The organism is Exiguobacterium sp. H66 (genome assembly GCF_018618705.1).
GTDB classification, from domain to species: Bacteria; Bacillota; Bacilli; order Exiguobacteriales; family Exiguobacteriaceae; genus Exiguobacterium_A; species Exiguobacterium_A oxidotolerans.
This window is the reverse complement of record NZ_JACSMQ010000001.1, coordinates 228940-255171: the sequence shown is the minus strand read 5'-3', so window position 1 is coordinate 255171 and position 26232 is coordinate 228940. Positions and strand designations below refer to the sequence as shown.

The 26232-nt window shown below is 45.4% G+C and carries 29 protein-coding genes; 27 read left to right on the top strand and 2 right to left on the bottom strand.

From position 1 onward, the window contains the following. Nucleotides 1-173: 173 nt before the first annotated feature. The 5 genes from KNP88_RS01330 to KNP88_RS01310 all read left to right on the top strand — a co-directional run bounded on the left by KNP88_RS01330 (nt 174) and on the right by KNP88_RS01310 (nt 5715). Nucleotides 174-893, top strand: coding sequence for a GntR family transcriptional regulator (locus KNP88_RS01330; RefSeq protein WP_029330710.1), 720 nt, complete (start codon nt 174-176; stop codon nt 891-893). 127 nt (nt 894-1020) lie between these two features. Continuing rightward, complete coding sequence (locus KNP88_RS01325; RefSeq protein ID WP_214892017.1) at nt 1021-2088, top strand: BMP family lipoprotein; 1068 nt, start codon at nt 1021-1023, stop codon at nt 2086-2088. Nucleotides 2089-2156: 68 nt separating this feature from the next. Beyond that, nucleotides 2157-3686 (top strand): ABC transporter ATP-binding protein, encoded by a 1530-nt coding sequence (locus KNP88_RS01320; RefSeq protein WP_088837336.1) that lies wholly within the window; start codon nt 2157-2159, stop codon nt 3684-3686. Beyond that, nucleotides 3683-4756 (top strand): ABC transporter permease, encoded by a 1074-nt coding sequence (locus KNP88_RS01315; RefSeq protein ID WP_088837335.1) that lies wholly within the window; start codon nt 3683-3685, stop codon nt 4754-4756. The genes KNP88_RS01320 and KNP88_RS01315 overlap by 4 nt, the downstream gene beginning before the upstream one ends. After that, on the top strand, nt 4756-5715 hold the full coding sequence (locus KNP88_RS01310; RefSeq protein WP_029330703.1) for an ABC transporter permease: 960 nt from the start codon (nt 4756-4758) through the stop codon (nt 5713-5715). The genes KNP88_RS01315 and KNP88_RS01310 overlap by 1 nt, the downstream gene beginning before the upstream one ends. A gap of 127 nt (nt 5716-5842) precedes the next feature. Here the strand turns inward: KNP88_RS01310 and KNP88_RS01305 are convergent, their stop codons facing one another. Further along, nucleotides 5843-6091, bottom strand: a complete 249-nt coding sequence (locus KNP88_RS01305; RefSeq protein ID WP_012370689.1) for a ferredoxin — start codon at nt 6089-6091, stop codon at nt 5843-5845. 275 nt (nt 6092-6366) lie between these two features. Between KNP88_RS01305 and KNP88_RS01300 the strand changes: the two genes are divergently transcribed. From KNP88_RS01300 to KNP88_RS01265, 8 genes are all read left to right on the top strand, one after another. Next, on the top strand, nt 6367-7383 hold the full coding sequence (locus KNP88_RS01300; RefSeq protein ID WP_214892015.1) for a YpbB family protein: 1017 nt from the start codon (nt 6367-6369) through the stop codon (nt 7381-7383). Further along, on the top strand, nt 7383-8813 hold the full coding sequence (locus tag KNP88_RS01295) for a RecQ family ATP-dependent DNA helicase (RefSeq protein ID WP_251132573.1): 1431 nt from the start codon (nt 7383-7385) through the stop codon (nt 8811-8813). The genes KNP88_RS01300 and KNP88_RS01295 overlap by 1 nt, the downstream gene beginning before the upstream one ends. 37 nt (nt 8814-8850) lie before the next feature. Further along, nucleotides 8851-9045, top strand: a complete 195-nt coding sequence (locus KNP88_RS01290; protein WP_029330697.1) for a hypothetical protein — start codon at nt 8851-8853, stop codon at nt 9043-9045. A gap of 71 nt (nt 9046-9116) precedes the next feature. Next, a complete protein-coding gene (locus tag KNP88_RS01285; protein WP_214892011.1) occupies nt 9117-10001 on the top strand; it encodes a MerR family transcriptional regulator in 885 nt (294 codons plus the stop codon). A 59-nt stretch (nt 10002-10060) separates the two neighbouring features. Then, nucleotides 10061-10651, top strand: a complete 591-nt coding sequence (locus KNP88_RS01280; protein WP_159172429.1) for an adaptor protein MecA — start codon at nt 10061-10063, stop codon at nt 10649-10651. Nucleotides 10652-10826: 175 nt separating this feature from the next. Continuing rightward, the gene (locus KNP88_RS01275; protein WP_029330692.1) at nt 10827-11771 is read left to right on the top strand and encodes a D-alanine--D-alanine ligase; all 945 of its coding nucleotides are present in this window, start codon (nt 10827-10829) and stop codon (nt 11769-11771) included. Between the two features lie 134 nt (nt 11772-11905). Beyond that, on the top strand, nt 11906-13171 hold the full coding sequence (locus tag KNP88_RS01270; RefSeq protein ID WP_029330690.1) for a Glu/Leu/Phe/Val family dehydrogenase: 1266 nt from the start codon (nt 11906-11908) through the stop codon (nt 13169-13171). A gap of 116 nt (nt 13172-13287) precedes the next feature. Beyond that, nucleotides 13288-14280 (top strand): YpdA family putative bacillithiol disulfide reductase, encoded by a 993-nt coding sequence (locus KNP88_RS01265; RefSeq protein ID WP_214892009.1) that lies wholly within the window; start codon nt 13288-13290, stop codon nt 14278-14280. A 68-nt stretch (nt 14281-14348) separates the two neighbouring features. Here the strand turns inward: KNP88_RS01265 and KNP88_RS01260 are convergent, their stop codons facing one another. Further along, the gene (locus KNP88_RS01260) at nt 14349-15314 is read right to left on the bottom strand and encodes an asparaginase (protein WP_088837329.1); all 966 of its coding nucleotides are present in this window, start codon (nt 15312-15314) and stop codon (nt 14349-14351) included. 157 nt (nt 15315-15471) lie between these two features. Between KNP88_RS01260 and prsW the strand changes: the two genes are divergently transcribed. The 14 genes from prsW (at nt 15472) to ndk (ending at nt 26098) form a co-directional block, all read left to right on the top strand. Then, a complete protein-coding gene (gene prsW / locus KNP88_RS01255) occupies nt 15472-16131 on the top strand; it encodes a glutamic-type intramembrane protease PrsW (protein ID WP_088837328.1) in 660 nt (219 codons plus the stop codon). Between the two features lie 25 nt (nt 16132-16156). After that, nucleotides 16157-16813, top strand: coding sequence for a flagellar brake protein (locus KNP88_RS01250; protein ID WP_088837327.1), 657 nt, complete (start codon nt 16157-16159; stop codon nt 16811-16813). A 75-nt stretch (nt 16814-16888) separates the two neighbouring features. Continuing rightward, nucleotides 16889-17560, top strand: a complete 672-nt coding sequence (cmk, locus tag KNP88_RS01245; RefSeq protein ID WP_214765110.1) for a (d)CMP kinase — start codon at nt 16889-16891, stop codon at nt 17558-17560. Further along, a complete protein-coding gene (locus KNP88_RS01240; protein ID WP_088837326.1) occupies nt 17557-18156 on the top strand; it encodes a lysophospholipid acyltransferase family protein in 600 nt (199 codons plus the stop codon). The genes cmk and KNP88_RS01240 overlap by 4 nt, the downstream gene beginning before the upstream one ends. Before the next feature lie 95 nt (nt 18157-18251). Further along, nucleotides 18252-19385, top strand: a complete 1134-nt coding sequence (rpsA, locus tag KNP88_RS01235) for a 30S ribosomal protein S1 (RefSeq protein WP_029330677.1) — start codon at nt 18252-18254, stop codon at nt 19383-19385. Between the two features lie 127 nt (nt 19386-19512). Continuing rightward, nucleotides 19513-20823, top strand: a complete 1311-nt coding sequence (gene der, locus KNP88_RS01230) for a ribosome biogenesis GTPase Der (RefSeq protein ID WP_029330675.1) — start codon at nt 19513-19515, stop codon at nt 20821-20823. 18 nt (nt 20824-20841) lie between these two features. Next, nucleotides 20842-21867 carry an NAD(P)H-dependent glycerol-3-phosphate dehydrogenase gene (locus KNP88_RS01225; protein WP_201302334.1) on the top strand — a complete coding sequence of 342 codons (1026 nt, stop codon included), beginning with the start codon at nt 20842-20844 and terminating at the stop codon, nt 21865-21867. Between the two features lie 18 nt (nt 21868-21885). After that, nucleotides 21886-22083 (top strand): DUF2768 domain-containing protein, encoded by a 198-nt coding sequence (locus tag KNP88_RS01220; RefSeq protein ID WP_029330666.1) that lies wholly within the window; start codon nt 21886-21888, stop codon nt 22081-22083. Further along, nucleotides 22080-22814: a hypothetical protein gene (locus KNP88_RS01215; RefSeq protein WP_029330664.1), complete on the top strand. Its 735-nt coding sequence runs from the start codon at nt 22080-22082 to the stop codon at nt 22812-22814. Before KNP88_RS01220 ends, KNP88_RS01215 begins: the two co-directional genes overlap by 4 nt. 85 nt (nt 22815-22899) lie before the next feature. Beyond that, complete coding sequence (locus KNP88_RS01210) at nt 22900-23172, top strand: HU family DNA-binding protein (protein ID WP_012370671.1); 273 nt, start codon at nt 22900-22902, stop codon at nt 23170-23172. Nucleotides 23173-23314: 142 nt separating this feature from the next. Beyond that, nucleotides 23315-23893 (top strand): heptaprenyl diphosphate synthase component 1, encoded by a 579-nt coding sequence (locus KNP88_RS01205; protein ID WP_029330662.1) that lies wholly within the window; start codon nt 23315-23317, stop codon nt 23891-23893. Between the two features lie 22 nt (nt 23894-23915). Next, complete coding sequence (locus KNP88_RS01200) at nt 23916-24623, top strand: demethylmenaquinone methyltransferase (RefSeq protein WP_029330660.1); 708 nt, start codon at nt 23916-23918, stop codon at nt 24621-24623. A gap of 1 nt (nt 24624) precedes the next feature. Continuing rightward, nucleotides 24625-25587, top strand: coding sequence for a polyprenyl synthetase family protein (locus KNP88_RS01195; protein ID WP_088837324.1), 963 nt, complete (start codon nt 24625-24627; stop codon nt 25585-25587). Between the two features lie 94 nt (nt 25588-25681). Then, a complete protein-coding gene (ndk, locus tag KNP88_RS01190) occupies nt 25682-26098 on the top strand; it encodes a nucleoside-diphosphate kinase (protein WP_088837323.1) in 417 nt (138 codons plus the stop codon). The last annotated feature ends 134 nt before the right edge of the window (nt 26099-26232 follow it).

The window sequence follows — 26232 nt, the reverse complement described above, 5'->3', positions numbered from 1 at the left end:
CAACAATAGATACGATATGAAAAGGGTTACAAAAGCGCCAGAAGTCAGACTTCTAACCTGTTACAAAATGATTGCAGGATTGTGTTCGACGTCATATACTTATCTTGGCTGGAGTTCTCATACGTCAGAAGTCTGAGCACTGGTTACAACTAGATAGAGGATGGAGATGCGTCATGTCGATTAAATTAGATCATCGTTTGCTTTACTTACGAGTGATTGAAAAGATTAAGTCTGACATCGATGACGGCGTTTACAAGGAAGGCGAGAAACTACCTTCAGAGTTTGAACTTTCAAAGCAACTTGGCGTTAGTCGAGCGACTCTTCGGGAGGCTTTACGAATTCTTGAAGATGAGAACATCGTCATCCGTAAACACGGTGTCGGTACGTTTATCAATGCAAGACCACCATTCACGTCGGGGATTGAAGAATTGTACAGTGTGACGGAGATGATTGCGCGCGCTGGGATGATTCCAACGTCTGAAGTCTTATCTTCAGAAATGGTTCAACCGACAGAACGTGACCGAGAACGTTTCCAACTTGGTCCGGATGAACTGGTTTATCGAATCGAACGAATCCGACTTGCAGGAGATGTTCCTGTTGTCTATTGCGTCGATAAGATTCCAAGCCATTATATTAAAAATGAAGAACAGTTTACGTCTTCGACTTCACTGTTCGACGCACTAGAAAAAGAACTAGGTCGTCGGGTCACACATGCGGTGACGCATATCGAACCTCGAATCGATCCGAAAATCGCTGAACAATTACATACGGACCAACCCTTGCTCGCGTTGCGACAAACGCATTATGATGAGCTCGACCGATCCGTTCTTTATTCAGCGAACTATTTCCGTGCGGATAAGTTTGATTTCCATGTCATCCGTAAACGTGTATAATCGATTGTTTTAGGAGTTTTACTGAAAGCGCTTCCGCCAACCTACGTAACGCTCCTCATCACCAGCCTCAGGTGCTTGACGTAGTCAGGAACTTTGTATGACCATATTCGAAAGGGGATTATTTCAGATGAAAAAGAAGTCACTTCTCGCATTAGCAGCAACAGGTTTAGCAATGAGTTCGGTACTCGCAGCATGTGGTAGCAACGATGATTCTAAAGATTCAGGAAGCGGCGAAAAAGACGGCTTCAAAGTAGGTATGGTCACAGATACAGGCGGTGTTGATGATAAATCATTCAACCAATCTGCGTGGGAAGGCATTCAGAAGTTCGGTAAAGATAACGATTTGAAAGAAGGAACTGGTTACAAGTACCTTCAATCAGCAAAACAATCGGATTATCAACCGAACTTACAACAATTAGCACGTGCGAACTACGACTTGATTCTCGGAATCGGGTTCTTGATGGCAGAAGATATCGGTAAAGTAGCGGATCAGTTTGACGACAAGAACTTTGCACTCGTCGATATGGTCGTTGATAAGCCGAACGTCGCGTCAATCGTCTTCAAGGAAAACGAAGGTTCGTTCCTCGTTGGTGTCGTCGCGGGTCTTACTACGAAAACAGATAAAGTCGGATTCGTCGGTGGCGTAAACTCAGACTTAATCAAAAAGTTTGAAAGTGGATTTAAAGCAGGCGTCATGGCTGTCAACCCAGATGCAAAAGTTGAAGTTCAATATGCAGAAGATTTCAATGCTGCTGAAAAAGGACAAGCAATCGCTTCAGGGATGTACGGCAAGAAAGTTGACGTGATTTATCACGCAGCTGGCGGTACAGGACAAGGTGTCTTCACAGAAGCGAAAAACCGTAAGAAAAACGGTGAAGATGTTTGGGTCATCGGTGTTGACCGTGACCAAGTCGAAGAAGGTATGCCAGAAAACGTGACATTGACGTCAATGGTTAAGCGTGTTGATACAGCAGTTGAACAAGTTGCGAAAGATACGAAAGATGGCAACTTCCCAGCAGGTAAAGTCGTAGAATTCGGTCTTAAAGATGGCGGCGTTGATATCGCACCTTCACAAGACAACATTGAAAAAGACGTCTTGACGAAAGTCGAAGACTACAAAAAACAAATCATCGATGGAAAGATCACAGTTCCAGGAACTGACGATGAGTATAAAGAGTACGAAGCATCACTTTAATAAAATGGAAGCGGGGGTCGCTAGCATTGCGGCCTCCCCTTTTAAACTAAACATGGGAGTGGATTTTCTTGGAATACGTCATTGAGATGCTAAACATACGAAAAGAGTTTGGCAGTTTCGTCGCAAATGATAATATCACGCTCCAGCTTCGGAAAGGTGAGATTCACGCTTTACTTGGTGAAAACGGTGCCGGAAAATCGACGCTGATGAACGTCTTATTTGGTTTGTATCAGCCTGAGGCTGGAGAAATTCGTGTACGCGGTGAAAAAGTTAATATTACGAGTCCGAACGTCGCGAATGATCTTGGAATCGGCATGGTGCATCAACACTTCATGCTCGTTCAAAATTTCACCGTCACGGAAAACATCATTTTAGGTGCAGAACCGAAATCGGGTCTTAAAATCGACCGCGCAACTGCCCGGGAGAAAGTACGCCAAATTTCGGAGCAGTATGGTCTTGCGGTAGATCCAGATGCAAAAATTGAAGATATTTCAGTCGGGATGCAACAACGTGTCGAGATTTTAAAGACACTGTATCGTGGAGCTGACATTCTCATCTTCGATGAACCATCGGCTGTATTGACGCCTCAGGAAATCAAAGAATTGATTCAAATCATGAATCGGTTGATTGCTGAAGGTAAGTCGATCATCTTGATCACACATAAATTGAAGGAAATCATGGAAGTCGCAGATCGCTGTACGACGATTCGTCGTGGTAAGTACATTGGTACAGTTGATATCGATGAAACGATGACACAGTCGAGACTCGCTGAAATGATGGTTGGCCGTGAAGTAAACTTTGATGCGGAGTATTCCAAGGCAAATCCACAAGAACTCGTTCTCGATGTAAAAAACCTCGTCGTTAAAGACGGTCGTGGGATTAAAGCAGTCGACGGACTGAACTTAGATGTTCGAGCCGGCGAAATCGTCGGGATTGCAGGGATTGATGGGAATGGTCAAACTGAATTGATTGAAGCAATCACAGGATTAAGAAGAGCCGAAAGCGGAGAAGTATTCTTAAACAACAAATCAATCAAAAACCTGAAGCCGCGGAAAGTGACGGAAGCGGGCATCGGTCATATTCCTCAAGACCGTCATAAACATGGACTCGTTCTTGATTATTCAATCGGTCATAACATGGTCTTACAAACGTACTATCAAAAACCGTATTCAAAAGCAGGCATCATGAACTATAAGCAGGTCATGGAAAAAGCTCAAACGTTAATTGAGAAGTTCGACGTCCGAACTCCAAGTCCTGAAACATTTGCTCGCGCCTTATCGGGCGGGAACCAGCAAAAAGCCATCATCGCGCGTGAAGTCGATCGTTCACCTGACTTATTAATTGCTGCGCAACCAACACGTGGACTCGATGTCGGTGCAATTGAATTCATTCATGAGCAGTTAGTACTTGAACGGGAAAAAGGACGCGCTGTCCTCTTGATTTCGTTTGAACTCGAAGAAATTTTACAAGTCTCAGACCGCATTGCCGTTCTGTATGAAGGACGGACAGTAGCCTTTCTCGATCCTAAGGAAACGAATGAAATTGAACTCGGCTTCCTGATGGCTGGCGGTAAGAAAGAGGAGGTAGGTCGTTCATGAAACTCGAACGTTTTTATGGGATTTTGATTCCAATCTTGTCAATTATCCTCGGGATGGTAGTTGGTGCCATCGTCATGTTGATTGGTGGTTATGACCCAATCGCTGGATTTGATCAACTGTTTTACGGAATCTTTGGTGAACCGTATAGTATCGGAGAAACGTTGCGTGCAGCAGCACCATTGATTTTTGCGGGTCTCGCCGTCGCCTTTGCCTTTCGAACGGGATTATTTAACATCGGGGTTGAAGGTCAAGTTTTAGTCGGTTGGATGGTCGCGGTCTGGATCGGGATTTCTTTCGATCTCCCGACAGCAATCCACTTGCCACTCGCGTTAATCGGAGCGGGTTTAGCGGGGGCACTTTGGGCTGCGGTTCCAGGTATTTTAAAAGCGCGTTTCCATGTCCATGAAGTCATCACGTCAATCATGATGAACTACATCGCGTTGTATGTGACGAATGATATTTTACGTCACGTCATCGGAATCAAAAACGAGCGGACAGATTCAGTCAAAGAAACGGCTTCGTTGGCTTCACCATTCTTGCAAGAGTTAACGGATTTTTCGCGTTTGCACAATGGGATTTTCATTGCCATCGTCGCCGCACTCGTCTTCTGGTTCATTCTTTGGAAGACGACGCTCGGTTACGAGTTACGTGCAGTTGGATTTAATAAAAGTGCTGCAGAGTATGCCGGTATGGGTGTCAACAAGAACATCATTCTCTCATTCGTCATCTCTGGTGTATTCGCTGGATTTGCTGGAGCGATGGAAGGGTTAGGGACATTCCAAAACATGACTCTAAACGCATCCTTTACGGGTGTTGGATTTGACGGAATCGCCGTCGCCTTACTTGGTGCGAACAACCCGATCGGAGTCGTTCTGGCCGCATTATTATTTGCCGGACTCAACATTGGCGGACTGTCGATGCAACAAATCGGGATTCCACCAGAACTGATTAAAATCATCATCGCCTTCATCATCATCTTCGTCGCTTCCGGTTACGCGATCCGTCTCGTCATCGAAAAGCTGACGGTTAAAAGAGCAGAAGGCAAAAAAGTGAAAGGAGCCGATAAATAATGGGCTTTCTAGATGTACTTTATATTATCGTACCGATCGCGCTTGCCTATTCGGCTCCATTGATCATCGCAGCGCTCGGTGGTATTTTCAGTGAACGTTCTGGTGTCGTCAACATCGCGCTTGAAGGCTTGATGGTCATGGGTGCATTCACGGGTGTTGTTTCAGCCCTGACATTATCGAAGATGGGATTCGGCGCTGCTAGTCCATGGATTGCGATGTTAATCGCTATCGTCATCGGAGCAATCTTCGCTTTATTCCTTGCAGTGCCTGCGATTTTGTTCCGTGCCGACCAAACGGTACTTGGTGTCGCGATCAATATCTTAGCAGTTGGTCTTGCGATTTTCTTAGTCCGTGCCTTTTATGGAAAAGGACAAACAGACTCGATTCCGAACCGGATTTCGAAAGAGAATGTGCCGTTCCTATCTGATATTCCTGTTTTAAAAATGTTTTTTGCAAACGTCTACTATACTTCGTACATTGCGATCATCTTAGCAGTTGTGGCATGGTTCGTCGTCTTTAAGACACCATTCGGTCTTCGTCTCCGTTCTGTCGGAGAACATCCGATGGCAGCAGATACGATGGGGATTAACGTCACGAAGATGCGCTTTATCGGAGTCATGATTTCAGGCGGATTCGGTGGTCTTGCGGGTGCAGTTTATGCAACTTCGATTTCATTGAACTTCAGCGTGACGACGATTCTCGGGCAAGGTTTCCTTGCGATCGCCGCGATGATTTTCGGAAAATGGAATCCGCTCGGTGCAATGGCAGCTGCCTTGTTCTTCGGTTTCGCTCAAGCGATTTCGATTATCGGACAACAGTTACCATTACTCGATCAAATTCCTCAAGTCTATCTTTTGATTGCGCCTTACGTCTTAACGATCCTTGCACTTGCTGGTGTCGTCGGTCGCGCCGATGCACCAAAAGCTGTTGGTGTACCGTACATCAAAGGGAAACGATAACGATCATTCAGGTATTCTTGTTAAAAAAAGCTGTACGGATCGACCGATTGGGTCGAACCGTACAGCTTTTTTTGATGTATGGTCATAAAAAAACAGCATGGCGTGAAGCTACCATACTGTCAAATACTTATTCGTATTTTAATGCGTCGCCTTCGAATGATTCGTCTGCCACTTTAATTGAATCAGTTGGGCAACCTTCGAATGCGTCAATCATGTCATCGAACAATGCTTCCGGGATTTCTGCTGTCCCTTTGTTATCGTCTAGAATGACGTATGCTAAGCCCTCGTCATCATAGTCATAGATATCAGGTGCTGCGGCACCACAAGCGCCACAAGCGATACACGTGTCTTTATCGACAATCGTAAATTTAGCCATTTTGTATTTCTCCTCTCTATTCGAAAACATGATTGATCTAGTATTGTTCTCATCTATATGTCATTGTATCGGACTCATGCATTCTTTTCAATGAGGAAGCGGTAGAAGTATTCAAACAAAGTAACAGGATGCGATGGAAATAGTCGGCTAAGGCGCAGTAGGTGCGTTAATCTAAGAAAGAGGTTTGGAAAGGTCAAGCTAATTATGCTATACATATAAACGAATGAAGACGATACTTTAAATATAATCAAACCGATCGAATGTGAGGGGAGTGGATGAAATTGACTGTCATCAATCAAGTTTTGTTAGAAACCATTAGTCGTCTCCGGGGTGAACGGACAGATCGTAGCCTCTTTCATATCCTTCAAGGAAAACGTTCGGCAACATCACTCCAGGATGCACATTTCTATGAATTAGAAACTGTCTTTGGGGTGCTGCCCTTTCGACGAGAAACATTCGATCGGCTACTGCTTGAGCTGGAACAGCAGGGTTTCATTGAACGAGCGGAAACGTTGCGCATCACGGAGCTTGGTGAATCCTCGATCAAAGTACCGTTTTTAATCGATGACATGGGCGGTGAATTGCGTGGATTTCCAATCATTTTATGGAAACGCTTAAGCCTTTTGATTCAAACCGTCGTTTGTCTCGAACAAAAACGATTTTTCGTACCGGTTCAGCAAGACGTCGCGATAAAGGAATGGGTCCGGCGATACGTCAAAGGGATGCCGCAGCGTACGCAGTGGATTGATCAGGTGTACCATGAATTACGAGAGGCGTTGCGTCAGCTGTCGGTAAAAGAAGCGACGCTCATCAGTTACCGCTTGTCGGGGTTGAAAACAGGTTTGTCTTACCCGCAACTTGAAGAGAAACTTGACAGTGACGTCTTGTCGCTCCGCTTGGAATTTATGATGGCTTGGCGAAAATGTTTGCGTCACTTGGATGAAGCAGGACTGATTTTACGTCTTGGTGAAGATATTGATCAATCGAAGATGACACAATCAGCACAGAAAACGTGGGATATGTTACGTAACGGATTTGCTTTGAATGAAATCTCCGAGCGGCGCCGCCTGAAGAAGAGCACGATGGAAGATCACCTCGTCGAAATTGCGATGTACAGTGACGTATTCCCGCGGAGCCAATTCTTATCGGATGCACAATTTAAAGAAGTGATTGAAGTAGCAAATCGAAACGAGACATTTTCGTTGAAACGAATTAAAGGTGAATTGAAGCTTGAGACCGATTATTTTCAAATTCGTATCGCGTTAGCGCGAAAAAGATGGGAGGAGAGATGATGGAGACTGTCTTAAAACGTTATTTTAAGCATGACCGCTTTCGAGCAGGTCAAAAAGACATCATTGCATCCGTTTTAGCAGGTCGCGATACGGTCGCCATCTTGCCGACCGGGGGAGGGAAGTCGATCTGTTATCAACTTCCGTCCTATTTGTTGCCAGAAGGGTTGACCGTCATCCTTTCGCCGCTCTTATCGTTGATTGAAGATCAAGTCATGCAAATCAAAAGTCGCGGTGAACGTTCCGTTGCTAAATTGACGTCGCACGAAACAAAAGACCAAAAAGAGCAGATTTTACGTCACCTGAGTCAACTTCGGTATTTGTATTTGTCACCGGAACAATTGGCGATGCCGAACGTCAAACAACGGCTTCAGCAAACAAACATTAATTTATTCGTCGTGGATGAAGCGCATTGTATTTCACAATGGGGTCATGAGTTTCGCCCCGAGTACGCGAAGCTTGGAATCGTAAAGAAACAACTCGGAAACCCGACTTGTTTAGCTTTGACGGCAACAGCAACGAAACAAGTGGAACAGGATATGTTAAGAGGCTTAGAGCTGTCGGACCCGACGATTATCCGGCATTCCGTCAATCGACCGGAAATTCAATTTATCGTCGAAGACGTTGAGCCTGATCAAAAAGATCATGTGCTGGTAAACTGGTTGACGAAGGTAGAACGTCCGTGTGTCATCTATACGACGACAAGAAACGAAGCAGAGCGTGTCGCACGTCTAATCACGAAGGCGACATACTACCATGCAGGACTCGAAGCAGAGGATCGTCAATTGATCCAACAACAATTCTTACATGATGAGATTGAGTGTCTCGTCTGTACAAGTGCCTTCGGCATGGGGGTCAATAAAGGGAATGTCCGGACCGTCATCCATTACTCGATGCCGGCGACGATTGAAGCCTATATGCAGGAAGTCGGTCGGGCAGGGCGAGACGGAGCGCCGTCGACAGCGCTACTGCTCTATGCAAAAGGGGATCACCGTCTACAGCAGTTTTTAGTCGAAAAGCAGTATGCCCCCGTGCTTTGGATTGACCAATTGTTAGCGGGCATGGCACGTCAGGAACCGCTTGAAACGATGGAACGGCGTTTAGGGTTAGATGTCGAAGATCCGGCGTATCGGTTATTAAAATCGCAACTCAGTGATCGCTGGTCGCGTGAGGACATCATCGCTTGGCAAGAAGAGCGAAAAAAGATACGTTTACGTGAACTTATGCAAATGATAAATTATATTCAAAGTATAACGTGTCGACGAACGTTCATCTTGAATCATTTTGATGAGCAACCGATCGTCCAGGACCGGTGCTGTGATATTTGTGGTAATACGACAAAACGATCACCGCAAAAAAGGCATACGATTGAAATTTTGGATTGGGAACAACGACTAGAAGAGGTCTTTTTTTCATCAGCCGATTCAGTGTAAACTAGTACTATCCTTATTTTTAGAAAAGGTGATGAATTTGAGTAAATACGATCAACGAAAGAACCGACAAGAAGAACCAAAATCAAGCTTACCACCACGTTCTTCACGAATTGAACATGTGCGGAATGAACGGTTAAAGCAACCCTTTGTCAAAAATCCGTTAGCCATCACGCTGACGATTCTTATGATTACAATAATTATCGCCTTCGTTTCCCTCGGTTTCATGATGTAAGGGCACATTGTGAACAGAGATTATTTTCCTTTACGGGTATACTGAAAAGGAGAAGGAAGGAGGCACGGTGCATGGATCGTGGGAAATATAATATCAAAGCAGTCGCTGCATTAGTAGGGCTCAACCCAACGACCATTCGTGCTTGGGAAAGGCGATATCAAGTGCTTGATCCGGACCGGAGTGAATCTGGGCATCGCATCTATAGTGATAGCGATGTCGCGAAGCTCCGCTGGATTGTAGACAAACAAAAAGAAGGACTATCTGTTTCGAAAGCGATTCAACTGTACGAAATGCCTGTCAGTCGCACGGAGCCTCCACTTGATTATGGTGTTGAACTACGTGAACAACTGTTTGAGGCATTAACGACATTTGAGGAACGACATGCCCATGACATCATGAATAAGGCATTCTCGATGTTTAGTTTCGATAAGGTGATTCAAGATATCGTCGGACCGTTGCTGCACGAAATCGGCTCGAAGTGGGAAAATGGTGAAATTACGATTGCGCATGAACATTTTGCGACAGCCTTTTTACGGGCCCGCCTTTCGACATTATCGTTGCAAATGCCGATCAATCCTTTTTTACCGCGCATTTTATGTGTATGTGCGCCAGAAGAAGAACATGAATTGGGATTGTTATTTTTTACGCTATACTTACGCCAATCCGGCTTCGATGTGATTTTTCTTGGAGCAGGAATTCCCGTGTCAGATCTTGTGACGGTGACGAAACAATTAGTACCGCGTGCTGTCGTCCTTTCGTGTACGATTTCTGACCACCTCAGTCTTTTAGATGAAGCGCTTGTCGAACTACGACAGGCTGTACCGAACGTCGAGATTGGTCTAGGTGGTTATGCCGTCGAACAGCTCCCTGAAAAATACGCGGATCATCTCCTCGGGACGGACGATTCCTCCTGGAAAAGTTGGTTAAGTCGACTCACTCCGACAACTGGTGTATAGTGTGATTCATATTGAACGGAGAAGTTGTTTTTCTCCGGCATTGACTGGAGGAGTCTTAGATGAGATTTGAGACATTTAAACAAGGGCATTTACGTGTGTTTATTACGAAGCAGGAACTATCCGTTCACGACGTTCGACCAGAAACACTGGCAGTTGGAAAAGGACAGGACCTATTACGTAACCTGTTAGAAGAAGCAGAATCAAATTTTGGATTTCATGCGGTCGGGACACTCGAATTTTTTGTGACATTCTTTCCGAATGACGGGATGTTGGTCGATGTACGACGAGAAGGTGAATTACCAGAAGAAACGTTTGATGAATTTGATCAAGTAGAAATTCGGATGACCGTCGATATCGTACATCATGTCCTGTATCAACTCGAAGAATTCGAGGACGTCATTCAAGCGAGCCACGGATTGCTTCGCCACGTTCCGATGACGGAAACGGGTGGAGCGCTGTACTACTTCGAAGGACGGTATTACTTGTATTTCGAGGAACGGATGGCAGAGGCGCTTGAACGGACGATTACGACCGTACTGTCTGAATATGGCGTACCAAGTGCGAAAAGTCCGCTCGCGATGGCGGAATACGGAAAAACACTTCAGCGTTCGGATGCAATCAAAATGATCGCCGGGACATTTTCCGTGTAAATGATGATTTTTAACGAATCGGCACATACGACGATTCTTTTTAAGGCCACTGACCGGTTTCTGACGGAAAGTGGTCTTTTTCATGAGGAATCATCAGTTAACACCATTTTGTATTTTTTCGTTGAAAGAGTGATGGTATGATAAACAGTGAACGTAAGATGAAGGAGTGAAGAGTATGAGAGTGGCAGTATTATATGGTGGGATTTCTGGAGAACGTGAGGTTTCGTTAAGTAGCGGGAAGTCCGTGATTCAAGCATTGGAGGGAAAAGGGCACGAAGTCGTTGCCATCGATTTCCATCCGGAACGTGCTGAAGAAATTTTCAATCTGGATGTTGAAGTCGCCGTCATTGCTCTTCATGGAAAATATGGAGAAGATGGTCGTGTCCAAGCATTACTAGAGTTAGCGGATATTCCGTATACTGGATCAGGTGTTTTGGCTTCCGCATTAGCGATGGATAAAGCACGGTCGAAGTTGCACTTTGAGAAGGCTGGCATTCGGATTGCGCGTGATGTCTTGATTGAACGCGGTGACGACATCGCAGATAAGGTCCGGCAGTGGGGCGGTGAATTCCCTTGTGTCGTCAAACCGGCTCAAGAAGGATCGTCAAATGGATTGACGATTGCGATGGACGACGCGATGTTACGAAGCGGAATCGAACTCGCTTTTCAGGCAGACGATGCGGTTTTGATTGAACAATTCATTAAAGGGCGAGAAGTAACCGTACCGGTGCTCGGCCAAAAAGGTGCTGAAAAAGCGTTGCCCGTCATCGAAATCATTCCTAAAAATGAATTTTATGATTATGAATCAAAATATGCAGTCGGTGGATCAGAGCATATCTGTCCTGCTGATTTTGACGAGGTGACGACACAAAAATTACAAGAGTGGGCAGTCCTCGCCCATCAAGTCCTCGGATGTTCGGGCTATTCCCGTTCTGATTTCCTGGTGCCTGAAATCGGTCATCCCGTTATTTTAGAAACCAATACGCTACCTGGTATGACAGCGACAAGTCTATTCCCGGACGGGGCACGGGCAATCGGGATTGATTATCCAGAGCTAGTCGAATCGTTTATCAATCTAGCGATTACACGTCATCAAGCGACTTCGAACAACATAAAGTAAACGAAAAAGAGTAGATGATAGAAAGCGCTTACAAATATAGTAGGAATCCCTTTCATTACACGTCGGAACAAGGTATACTTTATCCGAACAAGGAAACGGCATAGGGGATGCCACTTATGGGGAGGAACGTTGGAATGATCACTGACCAACAACATGCGAATCATCGGAAAAACGTACTTGAAGCAACACAGGAAATCGTAAAAGAAGCTCTTGAGAAGTTGGGTTACCCGGACGAAATGTATGAATTGTTAAAAGAACCGTTGCGAATGTTAACGGTTCGGATTCCAGTTCGGATGGACGATGGGTCAACAAAAATCTTTACCGGCTACCGGGCGCAACACAATGATGCTGTCGGTCCGACGAAAGGTGGAATCCGTTTCCACCCGAACGTAACGGAAGTCGAAGTCAAAGCGTTATCAGTCTGGATGAGCTTGAAGGCAGGAATCGTCGATTTACCATACGGTGGTGGTAAAGGTGGAATCATTTGCGATCCACGAGAGATGAGTTTCCGGGAAATCGAGCGTCTGAGTCGTGGCTATGTCCGTGCAATCAGTCAAATCGTTGGTCCGACAAAAGATATTCCAGCACCTGATGTCTTCACGAACTCACAAATCATGGCCTGGATGATGGATGAGTACAGCCGGATTGATGAATTCAATTCACCGGGCTTCATTACAGGAAAGCCGTTAGTACTCGGTGGTTCCCACGGGCGTGAGACTGCGACAGCTAAAGGGGTCGCCATCATGATTCGGGAAGCTGCTGCGAAAAAAGGGATTACATTAGAAGGAGCCCGCGTCGTCGTTCAAGGGTTTGGTAATGCAGGGAGCTTCTTATCGAAGTTCATGCATGATTTGGGGGCGAAAGTCATTGCGATCAGTGATGCATATGGCGCTCTCCATGATCCGAACGGACTGGATATCCCGTATTTACTTGATCGTCGCGATTCGTTCGGGACGGTGACGACGCTGTTCAAAAATACAATTTCAAATAAAGAACTGCTCGAATTAGAGTGTGACATTCTTGTTCCGGCAGCGATTGAAAATCAAATCACGGAAGATAATGCGCATGACATTAAAGCGCGAATCGTCGTCGAAGCAGCCAACGGTCCGACGACGAATGAAGCGACTAAAATTCTCGCAGATCGTGAAATCTTGATTGTTCCCGATGTCTTGGCTTCAAGTGGTGGCGTAACGGTGTCCTACTTTGAATGGGTTCAAAACAACCAAGGGTATTACTGGACGGAAGAAGAAGTGCATGAAAAGCTTGAAAAAGTACTCGTGAACTCGTTTAATCAAGTGTATCAAACATCGCATACACGAAATGTTGATATGCGCCTCGCTGCCTACATGGTAGGCGTTCGTAAAATGGCGGAAGCCTCACGCTTCCGTGGATGGGTTTAATTTGAAAAAGTTCACTTCTTACAGGAGTGAACTTTTTTCATGTAACTTAAATTCTTTCTTCGTTTGCTCATGTTTGCTAAGATAAAAAAAAAGCACGTGGAAGAGGAGAAAAGATTATGCTGGATTGTCTCATCATTGGTGCAGGACCGTGTGGGTTATCGGCAGCGATCGAGATGCAAGATCGTGGATTAGCTGTCGAAGTCATCGAAAAAGGAAATATCGTCGAAGCGATTTATCAATATCCGACGCATCAAACATTTTTTTCGAGTAGCGAAAAATTAGAAATCGGTGGTGTTCCGTTTATCAACAAGGAACTTAAGCCGAAACGCCAAGATGCACTCGTCTATTACCGTGAAGTCGTTAAACGGAAAGAAATCACGATTCGTCCGTTTGAGACGGTGGAACGAATCAGTAAACGTACGGATGGTGAAGGGTTCGAAGTCGTATCGTCGCGAATGGAGGAGACGGTGACGCGTCAGGCACGGGCACTCGTCTTAGCGACAGGCTATTACGGATTGCCAAATAAAATGGACGTACCAGGTGAGGAATTACCGCACGTTTCTCATTATTTTAAAGAAGGTCATCCTTTCTTCGGACAAGACGTTGTCGTCATTGGTGGAAAAAATTCGAGTGTCGATGCCGCAATTGAACTTGAGAAGGCAGGTGCACATGTCACGCTGTTATACCGTGGTGAAGCGTACAGTCCGTCAATCAAGCCATGGGTCCTCCCGAACTTCGAAGCGCTCGTACGGGCCGAGAAGGTCAAGATGGTGTTTAACGCAACGATCGATTCTATCACACCGACGCACGTCCATTATAAAGAACAAGGAGAAGCGACCTCAATTAAGGCAGATTTTGTTTTTGCGATGACAGGTTACACACCGGACGTTGGTTTGTTCGCGGATGCCGGTATCATGATTGATGGAGAAACGGGAGTTCCGGATTTCAATGAGGAAACGATGGAGTCAAACGTTCCCGGCATTTATATTGCGGGTGTCGTCGCTGCAGGATATGACGCCAACAAAATATTTATCGAAAACGGTCGTTTTCATGGAGAATTGATTGCAACGAGTCTTTCAGATCGACTTGTTCGTGAAACGACGCGATAAGCGCTCTTTTCGATCGCTAAAAAAATAACCGTTTCCCTCCCCGGGAAGCGGTTATTTTTAGTGACAGATCATTCGACTTGAAATGAAGTCTCAAGTTCAGGGTGTGTAGCCTCGATTTCGAGCTCAATCATCAATTTCAAGCGAGCTTTTTGTGAGTTCAGACCATTCGAGAAAATAAGACCAAGTTCTTTTAATTGTTGTCCTCCGCCTGCATATCCGTAGACATCTTGGACGATGCCGTTAAAGCAACGACTGACGATGACGATTGGCATTTGTTCAGTCAGCTGACGAATCGCATCCATCAGACTCGGTGGCACATTTCCTTGCCCGAGTACTTCGAGGACTAGACCATCATAACCAAGTTCACCGACAGCAACTAAAAGGTCGGGGTCCATCCCGGCGTAAACTTTTAGGACGGAGACACGCTTTGTTAGTTTCGTCACCATGTGCGTTGGTTTTAAGACAGGTGTATTGAATAAATAGACATGATCTTTCGTGACCATCCCTAAGTTACCGAAATGAACAGATTTAAAAGTATCGACAGAAGAAGTATGCGTTTTCGTGACGTTGAAAGCAGAGTGGATTTCTCCGTTAAAGACAACGAGAACCCCTTTTCCTCTAGCTGCATCACTGACGGCTACACGCAATGCCGTAATCAAATTGAACTCACCGTCTGAACCGACTTCATTTGATGAACGCATCGCACCTGTCAAGACGATTGGAATTGGAGCACCAATCGTCAACTGTAAGAAATAAGCCGTTTCTTCTAACGTATCCGTTCCGTGCGTGATGACGACGCCATCATACCCTGCCTGCAGTTCTTCTTTGATGAAGTGTGCGAGACGGAGCATGATGTCCGGTGTGATGTGTGGTGAAGGAAGGTTCGCGAAGTGGCGTGTCGTGATGTCCGCGATGTCGGTCGCACGTGGCAATGAAGCATCAAGTGGGTTGATGTCATTCGGCAGAACGTGACCGGAATGATTTTGTGCCATCGCGATCGTGCCTCCGGTATGGACTAATAGTAATTTTTTCATAAAGAGCCTCCTGTCTATTCGTTCGATAGTCAGACACTAAAAGCTGACTATTCATTTTCATCCATAATTGTACCTTTTTTTTTCGGATATACAATGGACTCGGTTTTCTTTTCCAGGAGAAACCTTTATCCTTAAGGAATAGGAAGGGGGCAAAAACGTGTTATCGATCGTTTTCTCAGGAATTGCCCCGGGAATTGCACTACTTACTTATTTTTATCTCCGCCATGAACATGAAGCTGAACCCGTCGGTTATATTTTACGGAGTTTCATTTTTGGCATTTTACTTGTGTTTCCATTGATGTTCATCGACTACGTCGTTCAGACTGAATTTGGGGGAGATGAATCGATTCGTCTGTTTCGAACGGCAATTACGGAAGAATTTGCGAAATGGTTTATCGTTTTTTATACCGTATATATCCATCAACGTTTCAATGATTATTATGATGGTATCATTTACGCAGTCGCCTGTTCGCTCGGCTTTGCGACGCTTGAGAATATTTTATATTTAATGGTCAATGGGACGGTTGAACACATGATATTCAGAGCGTTGCTTCCTGTATCGGGTCATGCACTCTTTGCTGTTCTAATGGGCTTCTTTATGGGGCGTGCAAAATTTTCAATTTACCCGAATCGTTGGCTAAGTCTGTCCTTAATCGTTCCGATGATTGCGCACAGTATGTTTAATTTGTTAATATTGGAAAATGGTGGTATTTCCTTGCTGCCCATTATTTTTATGGTGATTTTATGGGGAGTCGGCCTTTACCAAGTTAAGAGTGCGAATCGCTTGAATCATCGATACAAAAAAAATAGTAATTGAATAGAATGGATTGGGAGAGAGTGACATGATGCAAACAGGTGATTTGATAATGGTACGCAACAGTGAAGATCGACAAGGTCGGACGAAGGTCACGGCTGTGACGAACCGTTTAATCTGGATGGAAGCGCCAAGTGAGGCGGACACGCTAAAGACATTTATTTTATCGGAAGATGAATCGATTCACGTTTACTTTTTTAAAGAAAAGGGACGGTTGTATGGCTTTGAATCGGAAATCGTCGAACGACAAAATGATCCGCTTCGTGGACAACGATATGCAATCAGACGCCCGACCGACCAACAGATTGAGCGTGTTCAACGTCGTCAGTTCGTACGTGTGCCGTTACTTTTGGACGTCGCACTTCATCCGCATAAAACTAAATTCGAACCGTTCACGACGGTCTCGCTTGATTTATCAGCAGGTGGAATATTGATCTTAGCGAATCATTTACCGATTGAACTAAAAGACGAGGTTGAATTGACGTTTTTACTACCGGCCGAACATGGAGGAACCCATACACTTGACGTTTTAGGTGAGTTAGTTCGCGTCGATCGACGCGAAGAACGTTACGAACTCGCCTTTCAATTTACACAAATTCATGATCGAAGTCGTGAGCTCGTCTTACGGCACTGTTATCAGGCGCAAATGAAAAATTCGCGGAGTGGCACGAATTCATTCACCTAAGTCTATTTTTTTGCTATGATAACGGTCGATACTATGAACCGCTTAAAAATGGTTCAAACGGAAGGAACGAAAAACATGACTAAAATTCAAATCGCACTTGACGGACCAGCTGGTGCCGGAAAAAGTACAATTGCTAAACAATTAGCAGCACATCTTGACTACGTCTACATCGACACAGGGGCGATGTATCGGGCCGTAACGCTCGCAGCACTTGAGCAAGGAATCGATCTCGAGGATGGGCAACGGTTAGGTGAGTTAATGACATCACTTGATATCCGTTTAACACCGGGTGAAAACGGGCAACGTGTCTTTATTGGCGAGCGCGAAGTAACAGAGTCGATTCGGTCGAGCGAAGTGACGAACAATGTCTCATTCGTCGCAAAACATGCTCAAGTACGTTCGGCACTCGTCGAGATGCAGCGCCGCTTAGCAGAATCGGGCGGTATTGTCATGGATGGGCGTGACATCGGTACAGTCGTCTTACCAGATGCCGAACTGAAAGTCTTCATGACAGCAACAGTCGAAGAACGTGCGAGTCGCCGGCATCGTGAAAACGTGTCTCGGGGGATGGACAGTGACTTAGAAGCACTTCAAGCAGAAATCGCGTTGCGTGATAAACGTGATAGTGAACGGGAAGTGTCTCCGCTCAGACAAGCAGACGATGCCATTTATCTCGATACAACCGTCATGTCGATCGATCAAGTCGTCCTCCGTCTGACAGAGCTTGCGGAAGGGGTATTAAAATGAGTCGAACGGACTCCGTTTATCGACTAGCGCGATTCGTCGTGCTCGTCATCGCCAAAACTGTATTTCGTCTTCGCGTGACAGGGAGAGAAAATCTTCCGAAGGATGGATCCGTTCTTTTATGTGCGAATCATAGCTCGAACTGGGATCCCGTCTTTCTAGTTAGCGCGATTCCGACGAGTCGCTCGGTTCGTTATATGGCAAAAGAGGAACTGTTTAAAGTCCCTGGATTAAAACAATTGATGACGGCAGCGGGGACGTATCCCGTCGGACGCGGACAGGGCGATCGTCAAGCTTTAAAACGAACGATTGAATTATTGAAAACGGACGAAACCGTCGGAATTTTTCCAGAAGGAACACGGTCTGCTCCAGGTGAGTTCACGGCAGCGCAACCAGGTGTCGGTTTTTTTGCACTCCGATCTCCGGCGCAAATCGTTCCTGTCGCGATCATCGGCAACTATCGCCCGTTTAAGCCGATGCGGGTCGTAATCGGAAAACCAGTCGATATTGAAGATTTACGCGATCAACGCGGTGCCGCGAAAGCGATTTCAGAACGAATTCTCGAAGAAATCAAATCGGTCTACTACAATCATGTGTAAAACCTTGACAAATAGTCAGAATTGTAAGAAGTTAAAAGAAGGATAAACGTATTTTATTACGTTTCTTGTACTCATCGTGAGGAGGTTGTGTTGGAATGGTCGAAGAAATGAAAGATATGCCTGATTTTGAAATTCATCGGGACCAGGTAGTTACTGGGATGGTCGTGAAGATTGAAGACAAGCAAGCACTCATTGATATCGGATATAAGACAGAAGCAATCCTGCCGATTAGCGAAGTCTCAAGTCTCCATTTGGATGACATACGAGGTGTGCTAAAAGTCGGTGATGAATTACAAGTAAAGGTGAAGAAGATTACAGACGAAGAAGTCGTCGTCTCAAAACGTGAGATTGATGCCTTGAAAGCATGGGAAGAAGTCGAAGCGAAATATGAATCGGCTGAAATATTTGAAGTTGTCGTCAAAGACATCGTCAAAGGGGGTCTCGTTGTCGACATCGGCGTACGTGGATTCATTCCAGCTTCACTTGTCGAACGTCACTATGTAGAAGATTTTTCTGACTACATCGGCCGGTCGATCGAAGTCAAGGTCGTTGAGCTCGACCAAGAAAAAAATCGTGTCATTCTTTCACATAAAGCGGTCGTCGAAGGCGAGCTTAATGCGAAGAAAAAAGAGACGCTTGAAAACTTGGAAGTGGGTCAAGTCCTTGAAGGAACTGTCCAACGCTTAACGGATTTTGGTGCATTTGTCGATATCGGTGGTGTTGACGGACTCGTCCACATTTCTGAAATGGCGCATCATCGTGTCGAACGACCGTCTGATATCGTAACGGAAGGGCAACAAGTCGAAGTGAAAGTACTTGGTGTCGACCGCGATACAGAAAAGGTCAAGCTATCAATTAAAGAGACGCAACCAGGTCCATGGCAACAGATGGAAGGGAAAATCGAAGCGGGTGACATCGTCAAAGGACGTGTCCGTCGTCTCGTTCAATTCGGAGCATTCGTCGAACTTGCACCGCAAGTCGAAGGTCTCCTCCATATCTCTCAAATCGCTAATCGCCATATTAGTTCGCCGTCGGAAGTGCTTGAAGAAGGACAAGAAATCGAAGCGAAAGTTCTTGAGGTTCACTTAGATGAACACAAGATCTCCCTTTCGACGCGTGTCTTAGAACAAGAAGAGACGGATGAAGATGACTACTCTCAATATACGGATCAAAATGAAGGGTTTTCGGTAGCGGACCTCGCTGATAAAGACTCGGATGCAAAAGAATAAATTTTGACAAAAAGTGGACACGATTCGTGTCTGCTTTTTTTATGTTTCGGTTAGATGTGGTATAAGCGCGCTTGATTTGATACAATAGAACGGCTATGAAGCGAGAGAAGAGAAAGAAGGTGTTGGGATGGCAATTCCAGTAGTGGCGATCGTAGGTCGCCCAAATATCGGAAAGTCGACGATTTTTAACCGGGTGATTGGAGATCGGGTTTCGATCGTAGAAGACAAGCCAGGTGTTACCCGCGACCGTATATACGGAACTGGAGAATGGCTCAATCGTCATTTTCATTTGATTGATACAGGTGGAATCGAAGTCGGGGATGAGCCCCTACTTCAAATGATGCGTCATCAGGCGGAGCTTGCAATCGATGAAGCGGACGTCATTATTTTCATGGTCAATGGACGCGAAGGGATTACGGCTGCCGATGAAGAAGTCGCCGGCATGTTGTTCCGTTCAAATAAACCAGTGGTTATCGCGGTCAATAAAGTCGATAACTTTGAAATGCGTGATTTAATGTATGAATTTTACTCATTAGGATTCGGCGATTTATATCCGATTTCCGGAACGCATGGTCTAGGACTCGGAGACATGCTTGATCGTGTCCTCGAACTAGCGCCAAACAAAGAAGACATCGAATACGACGAAAATACAATTAAGTTTGCCTTGGTTGGTCGTCCAAACGTCGGGAAGTCGAGTATGACGAACTCGATTCTCGGTGAAGAACGTGTCATCGTCTCAAGTGTCGCTGGTACAACCCGTGATGCAATCGATACACCGTTTACACGTGACGATCAAGAATACGTCATCATCGACACAGCAGGTATGCGTAAACGTGGGAAAGTCTACGAATCGACAGAACGCTTTAGTGTCATGCGTGCCCAAAAAGCCATTGAGCGAGCTGACGTCGTTTGTGTCGTCCTCGACGGTGAAGAAGGTATCATCGAACAAGATAAAAAAGTCGCCGGATATGCCCACGAAGCCGGACGTGCGATTGTCATCGTCGTCAATAAATGGGACGCTGTCGAAAAAGATGATAAAACGATGAAGAAAATGGAAGAAGAAATTCGTGAAGAATTCCGCTTCCTCGACTATGCACCAATCGTTTTCGTCTCTGCGAAGACGAAACGTCGTCTTCAAACATTGCTCCCTGTCATCAATCAAGCGGCGAAAAGTCATGCCCAACGCATTCAGACAAGCGTCTTGAACGATGTTATCGTCGACGCAGTTGCGATGAATCCAGCGCCGACGGATAAGGGTGTTCGTCTACGGATTAACTATGCGACACAAGTGGCATCGCGTCCGCCTACATTTGTCTTGTTCGTCAACGATCCAGAGCTCTTGCATTTCTCATACAAACGGTATCTCGATAACCGAATCCGGGAAGCATTTGATTTTACTGGAACACCGATTCGGATTTTGGCACGTCAAAAACAATAAGGCAGGGTGAAAATCATGATGAAAAAAATTGCAGTCATTGGAGCTGGAAGCTGGGGAACTGCGCTTTCACTCGTTTTAGCAGATAATGGTCATGACGTCATTCTTTATGGCCGTGATCAAAAAAATGTTGATGCCATTAATGAAAATCATGAGAATACACAATTTCTGCCTGGTGTGGCATTGCCTTCTTCTTTACGGGCAACGACGAATTTAGATGATGCTGTAGCAGGTGCTTCGCATATTTTGATTGTGACGCCTTCGTCAGCGATTCGTGGCGTCGCACGCCAGTTAAATGAACGATTAACAGAACCCGTCGTCCTCATTCATGCGTCGAAAGGGATTGAACCGAAGACGCACTTACGATTGTCTCAGTTGATTGAAGAAGAAATCGATCCCGCAAAACGTTCGGCGGTCTGTGTTTTGACAGGACCGTCACACGCCGAAGAGGTTGCATTACGTAAACCGACGACGGTGACGATTGCTTCTGAAGATTTAGAAGAGGCCGGTCGTGTCCAAGAACTCTTCATGAATGAAAACTTCCGGGTGTACTTGAACGCGGATATCATCGGAGCGGAACTTGGTGGCGCCTTGAAGAACATCATTGCCTTAGCTGCAGGAATGACGGACGGTTTAGGGTATGGAGATAATGCGAAAGCAGCATTGATTACGCGTGGAATGGTAGAAATCGCGCGTCTCGGTACATTGCTTGGTGCTAAACCGATGACGTTCACCGGTTTGACGGGGATGGGTGACTTGATCGTGACCTGTACATCAGTCCATAGTCGGAACTGGCGAGCCGGGAATGCCATCGGGCGTGGTGAAAAACTCGAAACCGTATTAGAAAACATGGGGATGGTCGTTGAGGGAGTTCGTGCGACTCAAGCTGCTTACGATTTGGCAGAAACGAAACAGTGCGAGCTTCCAATCACGACGGCACTCTACCATGTCCTTTTCGATGGTCACACACCGGAAGAAGAAGTACGGAAGTTGATGCAACGCCCGCAAAAAAATGAAATTGAACATCTGTTTACGACGAAAGATTAACGGAGTGGGGTGGAAACCTTGAGTCCTGGATTATTAAAAATGTGGATTTCGTTTGGCGGGATCGGGTTATTTGCGATTAGCGTCTTATTCGTCACGATCAGTCGAACGAAATTGACAGGGGTTTGGCAGTTCCTGCTCTCGACCCTTGCCTTCCTATGTTTTATTGTAGCTTCCATTATTATGGTGTTCATCGTCATGGCAGGTCCGAGCGCATGAAGAAGCTAGTCGTTCTTTTCATGTTGGTGCCTGTCATGTTGTTATCGGGATGTCTCTTCCCGGATAGTCAAAAACCTTCGAACCGGATACCTTATCCGCAACAAATCGCAACGGTTCAAGATGCTGTCGACGCGTATCAAAAAGATACCGGTGTCTTACCGATCAAAACAAGAGATGCAGATACGCCTTTGATGGAGCGGTATCAAATTGAACTCGGACGCTTAATTCCTCGTTATATGAGTGATCCTCCACCGAATAGTTTCGAAGGTGGTGGAACGTTCATTTACTTGTTAGTCGATGTGGAAGAGAAACCGACTGTAAAGCTGATGGATTTACTCGTTGCGGAAGAACTCCAAAAGCTACAGGTGCGCATCGATACGTACCGAAAGAAAAATGAAAAGTATCCATTTAAAGGTTCGATTGGTAAAAATCAATTCACACTCGACTATAAAAAGTTGTTCATTAAGGAAGAACCGAAGATTCCGAGTCCTTATTCCGATACGGAGCTGGACATCTATGTCGACGGTCAAGGGCAGTTGTATGTCAACTATCTTCCTGAATTGAAGAAAGCCGTTGAAACTGCGAAGAAAAAACCAAAAGTCGGTCAAGATATTCGTCATTTACTGTATGATGATCAACCTTTTGTCCCGGCATACTCTCAAAGCTATACAATTAACGAAAAAGGCGAACCTACGTTTTCTGAGGAATCGATCGAAGAATCAGAAAATTGAGAGGGATTATGACGAAAATGTTGTAATAGCAACGTCTATAAGGTATGATTAGCCTCGAAGAAGCGATTGGGAGGGGGTGAAAGTAATGAACAAAACTGAACTCATTCAAGCGGTTGTCGAAAAATCAGGTCTTACAAAAAAAGACGTGACTAAAGTTGTTGAATCAACATTCGAATCAATCACTGAGACACTCCAATCTGGAGAAAAAGTCCAATTGATTGGTTTTGGTAACTTCGAAGTCCGTGAACGTGCCGCTCGTAAAGGTCGCAACCCACGTACGAAAGAAGATATCGAAATCCCAGCAAGCAAAGTGCCTGCCTTCAAACCGGGTAAAGCATTGAAAGATGCAGTCAAGTAATTTGGCTACATAGTCGTTCGAGGAATTCCTCGAACGGCTTTTTTTGTGGGTATTCAAAGGCGTGAAAAAGCGATGATTATGGTATATTAAAAAAGAAGAACATCCATCAACGAGATGGCACTGGAGATCGGGGGGTAAAAGCATGGACCAACGAGAGCTATTCATGACAGAAATCATTACTGCGCTCAACAACAAACAGACGACTCAACTAGCTCGACATGTGGATTTCCCTTCCATCGATCGTGAACAGATCAGTTGGTTGATTGATGTCGCTCAAAACGAGACATTGGATTGGCAGGCGCTCGTAAAGGGCGTACATTTTGCGAAGGTTGCACTTGTCTTACATGAACGAGTAGGTGAAACGAAACGAGGATCAAAAGAAAGACAATTGCTCGTATTGGCGGGAGATCTTTTTTCGACTTACTTTTTTGAAGAGTTAGCGTCGCTTCCCCAAACGGCACTCGTGACGTTAGGACGGACCGTACAGCGTGTAAATGAAGCAAAATGTTCGATCCATGAGCGAAATTATACGTCGACAGAAGATTACGTCTTACTCTGGCTGACGGCGGAATTTGGACTCGTTCAAGGTTTGGCGGCAATCAGCGGTCAAGATTGGTTAACACGAGAAGGGCAACGCATCATTCGGAAACAGGCCGAGTTGCTCGATCATGAAGCGCAACAACTACTATTATCACATTTAGAACAAATGGCAGTAGCGTAATATTCTTGAAAGGGTGAACTGCGTGCAGACACAAGAAAAAGAAAAGAAAGTTTATGAAGTGTTTCAATCAATTTCGACAAATTATGATCAGATGAATTCCATCATCAGTTTCCGCTTGCACAAATTATGGCGAAAAGAAACAATGCGCCGGATGGATGTATTTCCGGGGGCGAAATGTCTTGATTTATGTTGCGGAACGGCTGACTGGACAATTCAACTCGCGAAAGCGGCTGGTCCGACCGGTGTCATCAAAGGACTTGATTTCTCTGAAAACATGCTTAAAGTCGGAGTCGATAAAGTCGAGGCGTTAGGGATGAAAAACGTCGAATTGATTCATGGCAATGCGATGGATTTACCTTTTGGTGATCATTCCTTTGACTACGTGACAATTGGGTTTGGACTACGGAATGTTCCGGACTATCTCCAAGTCATCAAAGAGATGCATCGTGTCTTAAAACCAGGTGGAACAGTCGTATGTCTTGAGACGAGTCAACCGACGGCACCAATTTTCCGTGAGGCCTACTCGTTATACTTTGGTAAAATCATGCCACAAGTCGGTCGTTTGTTTGCAAAATCGTTTGATCAATATAACTGGCTTCAAGAATCGACGGAAGTGTTCCTCGATCGTGTTGAATTAAAGCAATTATTTGAGCAGGCTGGCTTCATGCAGGTCGAAGTAAAGGCGTTTGCAGGTGGGGCGGCTGCAATGCACCTCGGGAAGAAGTGGTGAGATGTCACTGCATTCAATTTATCGAGATGTAACGAAAGAAGTGAATTTAGTCGACCGATTCTTAACAAATCATATTGCGTCCGAAGAACCGACGATTGATGCTGCGGGACAACAACTCTTGAAAGCGGGGGGGAAACGGATTCGTCCGGCTTTTGTTTTGCTCGCTTCGAAGTTTGGTCAAGCAGACCGGGATGAACTGGTCCGTGTCGCGGCAAGTCTTGAACTGGTCCACATGGCATCACTCGTGCATGATGATGTCATCGATGATGCCGAACTGAGACGTGGAAAGCCGACCGTCATGCAACGTTTTGATGAAGAAGTTGCATTATACTCGGGTAACTATTTGTTTGGTGAGGCAGTCAAATTGATTGGAGAAATCGGGAAACCGGAACTCGTCCAAGTCATGGTCCATGCGATGCGCGAAATTTGTGAGGGTGAAATCGAACAAATTTATGATCAATACGATTGGAATCAATCGATTAAACGATATATTAAACGAATCGAGCGGAAAACGGCGATCTTGATTGAGGCAAGTTGTCATCTAGGAGCCATCGTCGCGAACTGCTCGGAAGCGGATACGAAAGCATTGCGGCAATTTGGGCGTGACATCGGTCTTGCTTTTCAAATTGCGGATGACTTACTGGATTTCACAGCGAACCGGGTCGAGCTTGGTAAACCGGTCGCAGAAGATTTACGACATGGGCACAAGACGTTGCCAGTTTTCTACGCCTCAGAAAATCCAGCTTTTTTCAAGGAACTCGTCAAAATTCAGGAGATGCCCTCCCACGAAGAAGTCGCGCCACTTCTTGATCGTCTGCAAGCGTCTGACGCACTTGAACGGACACAACAGACCGTCGATCTTTACATTAAGCGAGCGATTCGTCGTTTAGAGCATTTACCGAAGTCTTCTGCAAAGCGTTCACTTGAAGAAGTCGCACGTTACGTTGGAAAGCGAAAAGGATAAGAAACTGTCAAAAATTTCTTGCCGCTCGATCCGTTTACGAGTAAACTTACTATGTAAGCGCTTTTCTAAAAGCATTTCATAGGGGGACTCAAAAATGGAACAAACATTTTTAATGGTAAAACCTGATGGTGTCGAACGCGGATTGATTGGGGAAATCATCGGCCGGATCGAACGAAAAGGATTTGTTGTACGTGAAATGAAAATGATGCAAGCGTCTGAAGAATTGGCGAAAGCACATTATGCAGAGCACGCAGAGAAGCCATTCTTTGGAGAGTTGGTCACTTTCTTAACGTCTGGTCCTGTCGTCGCACTTCGTGTCGAAGGAACGGATGTCGTATCTGTTTCACGTTTGATGATTGGAAAAACAAAACCGACAGAAGCACTACCTGGGACGATTCGGGGAGATTTCGCGAACACGATGAGCGAGAACGTCATCCATGGTTCAGACAGCGTCGAGAGTGCGGAGCGTGAACTTGGACTTTGGTTTCAAGGGCAACCGGTAAACGCATAATGAAACGAACGGCAAACAGACGATTGAGCAATTGCTCAATCGTCTGTTTTTGTATTTTGGAAAGGAAATGGCTTTATGCTACTATAGAGAATAAGATAGGGTCATAAAACGTGTATGACCGATGATAGAGAGGA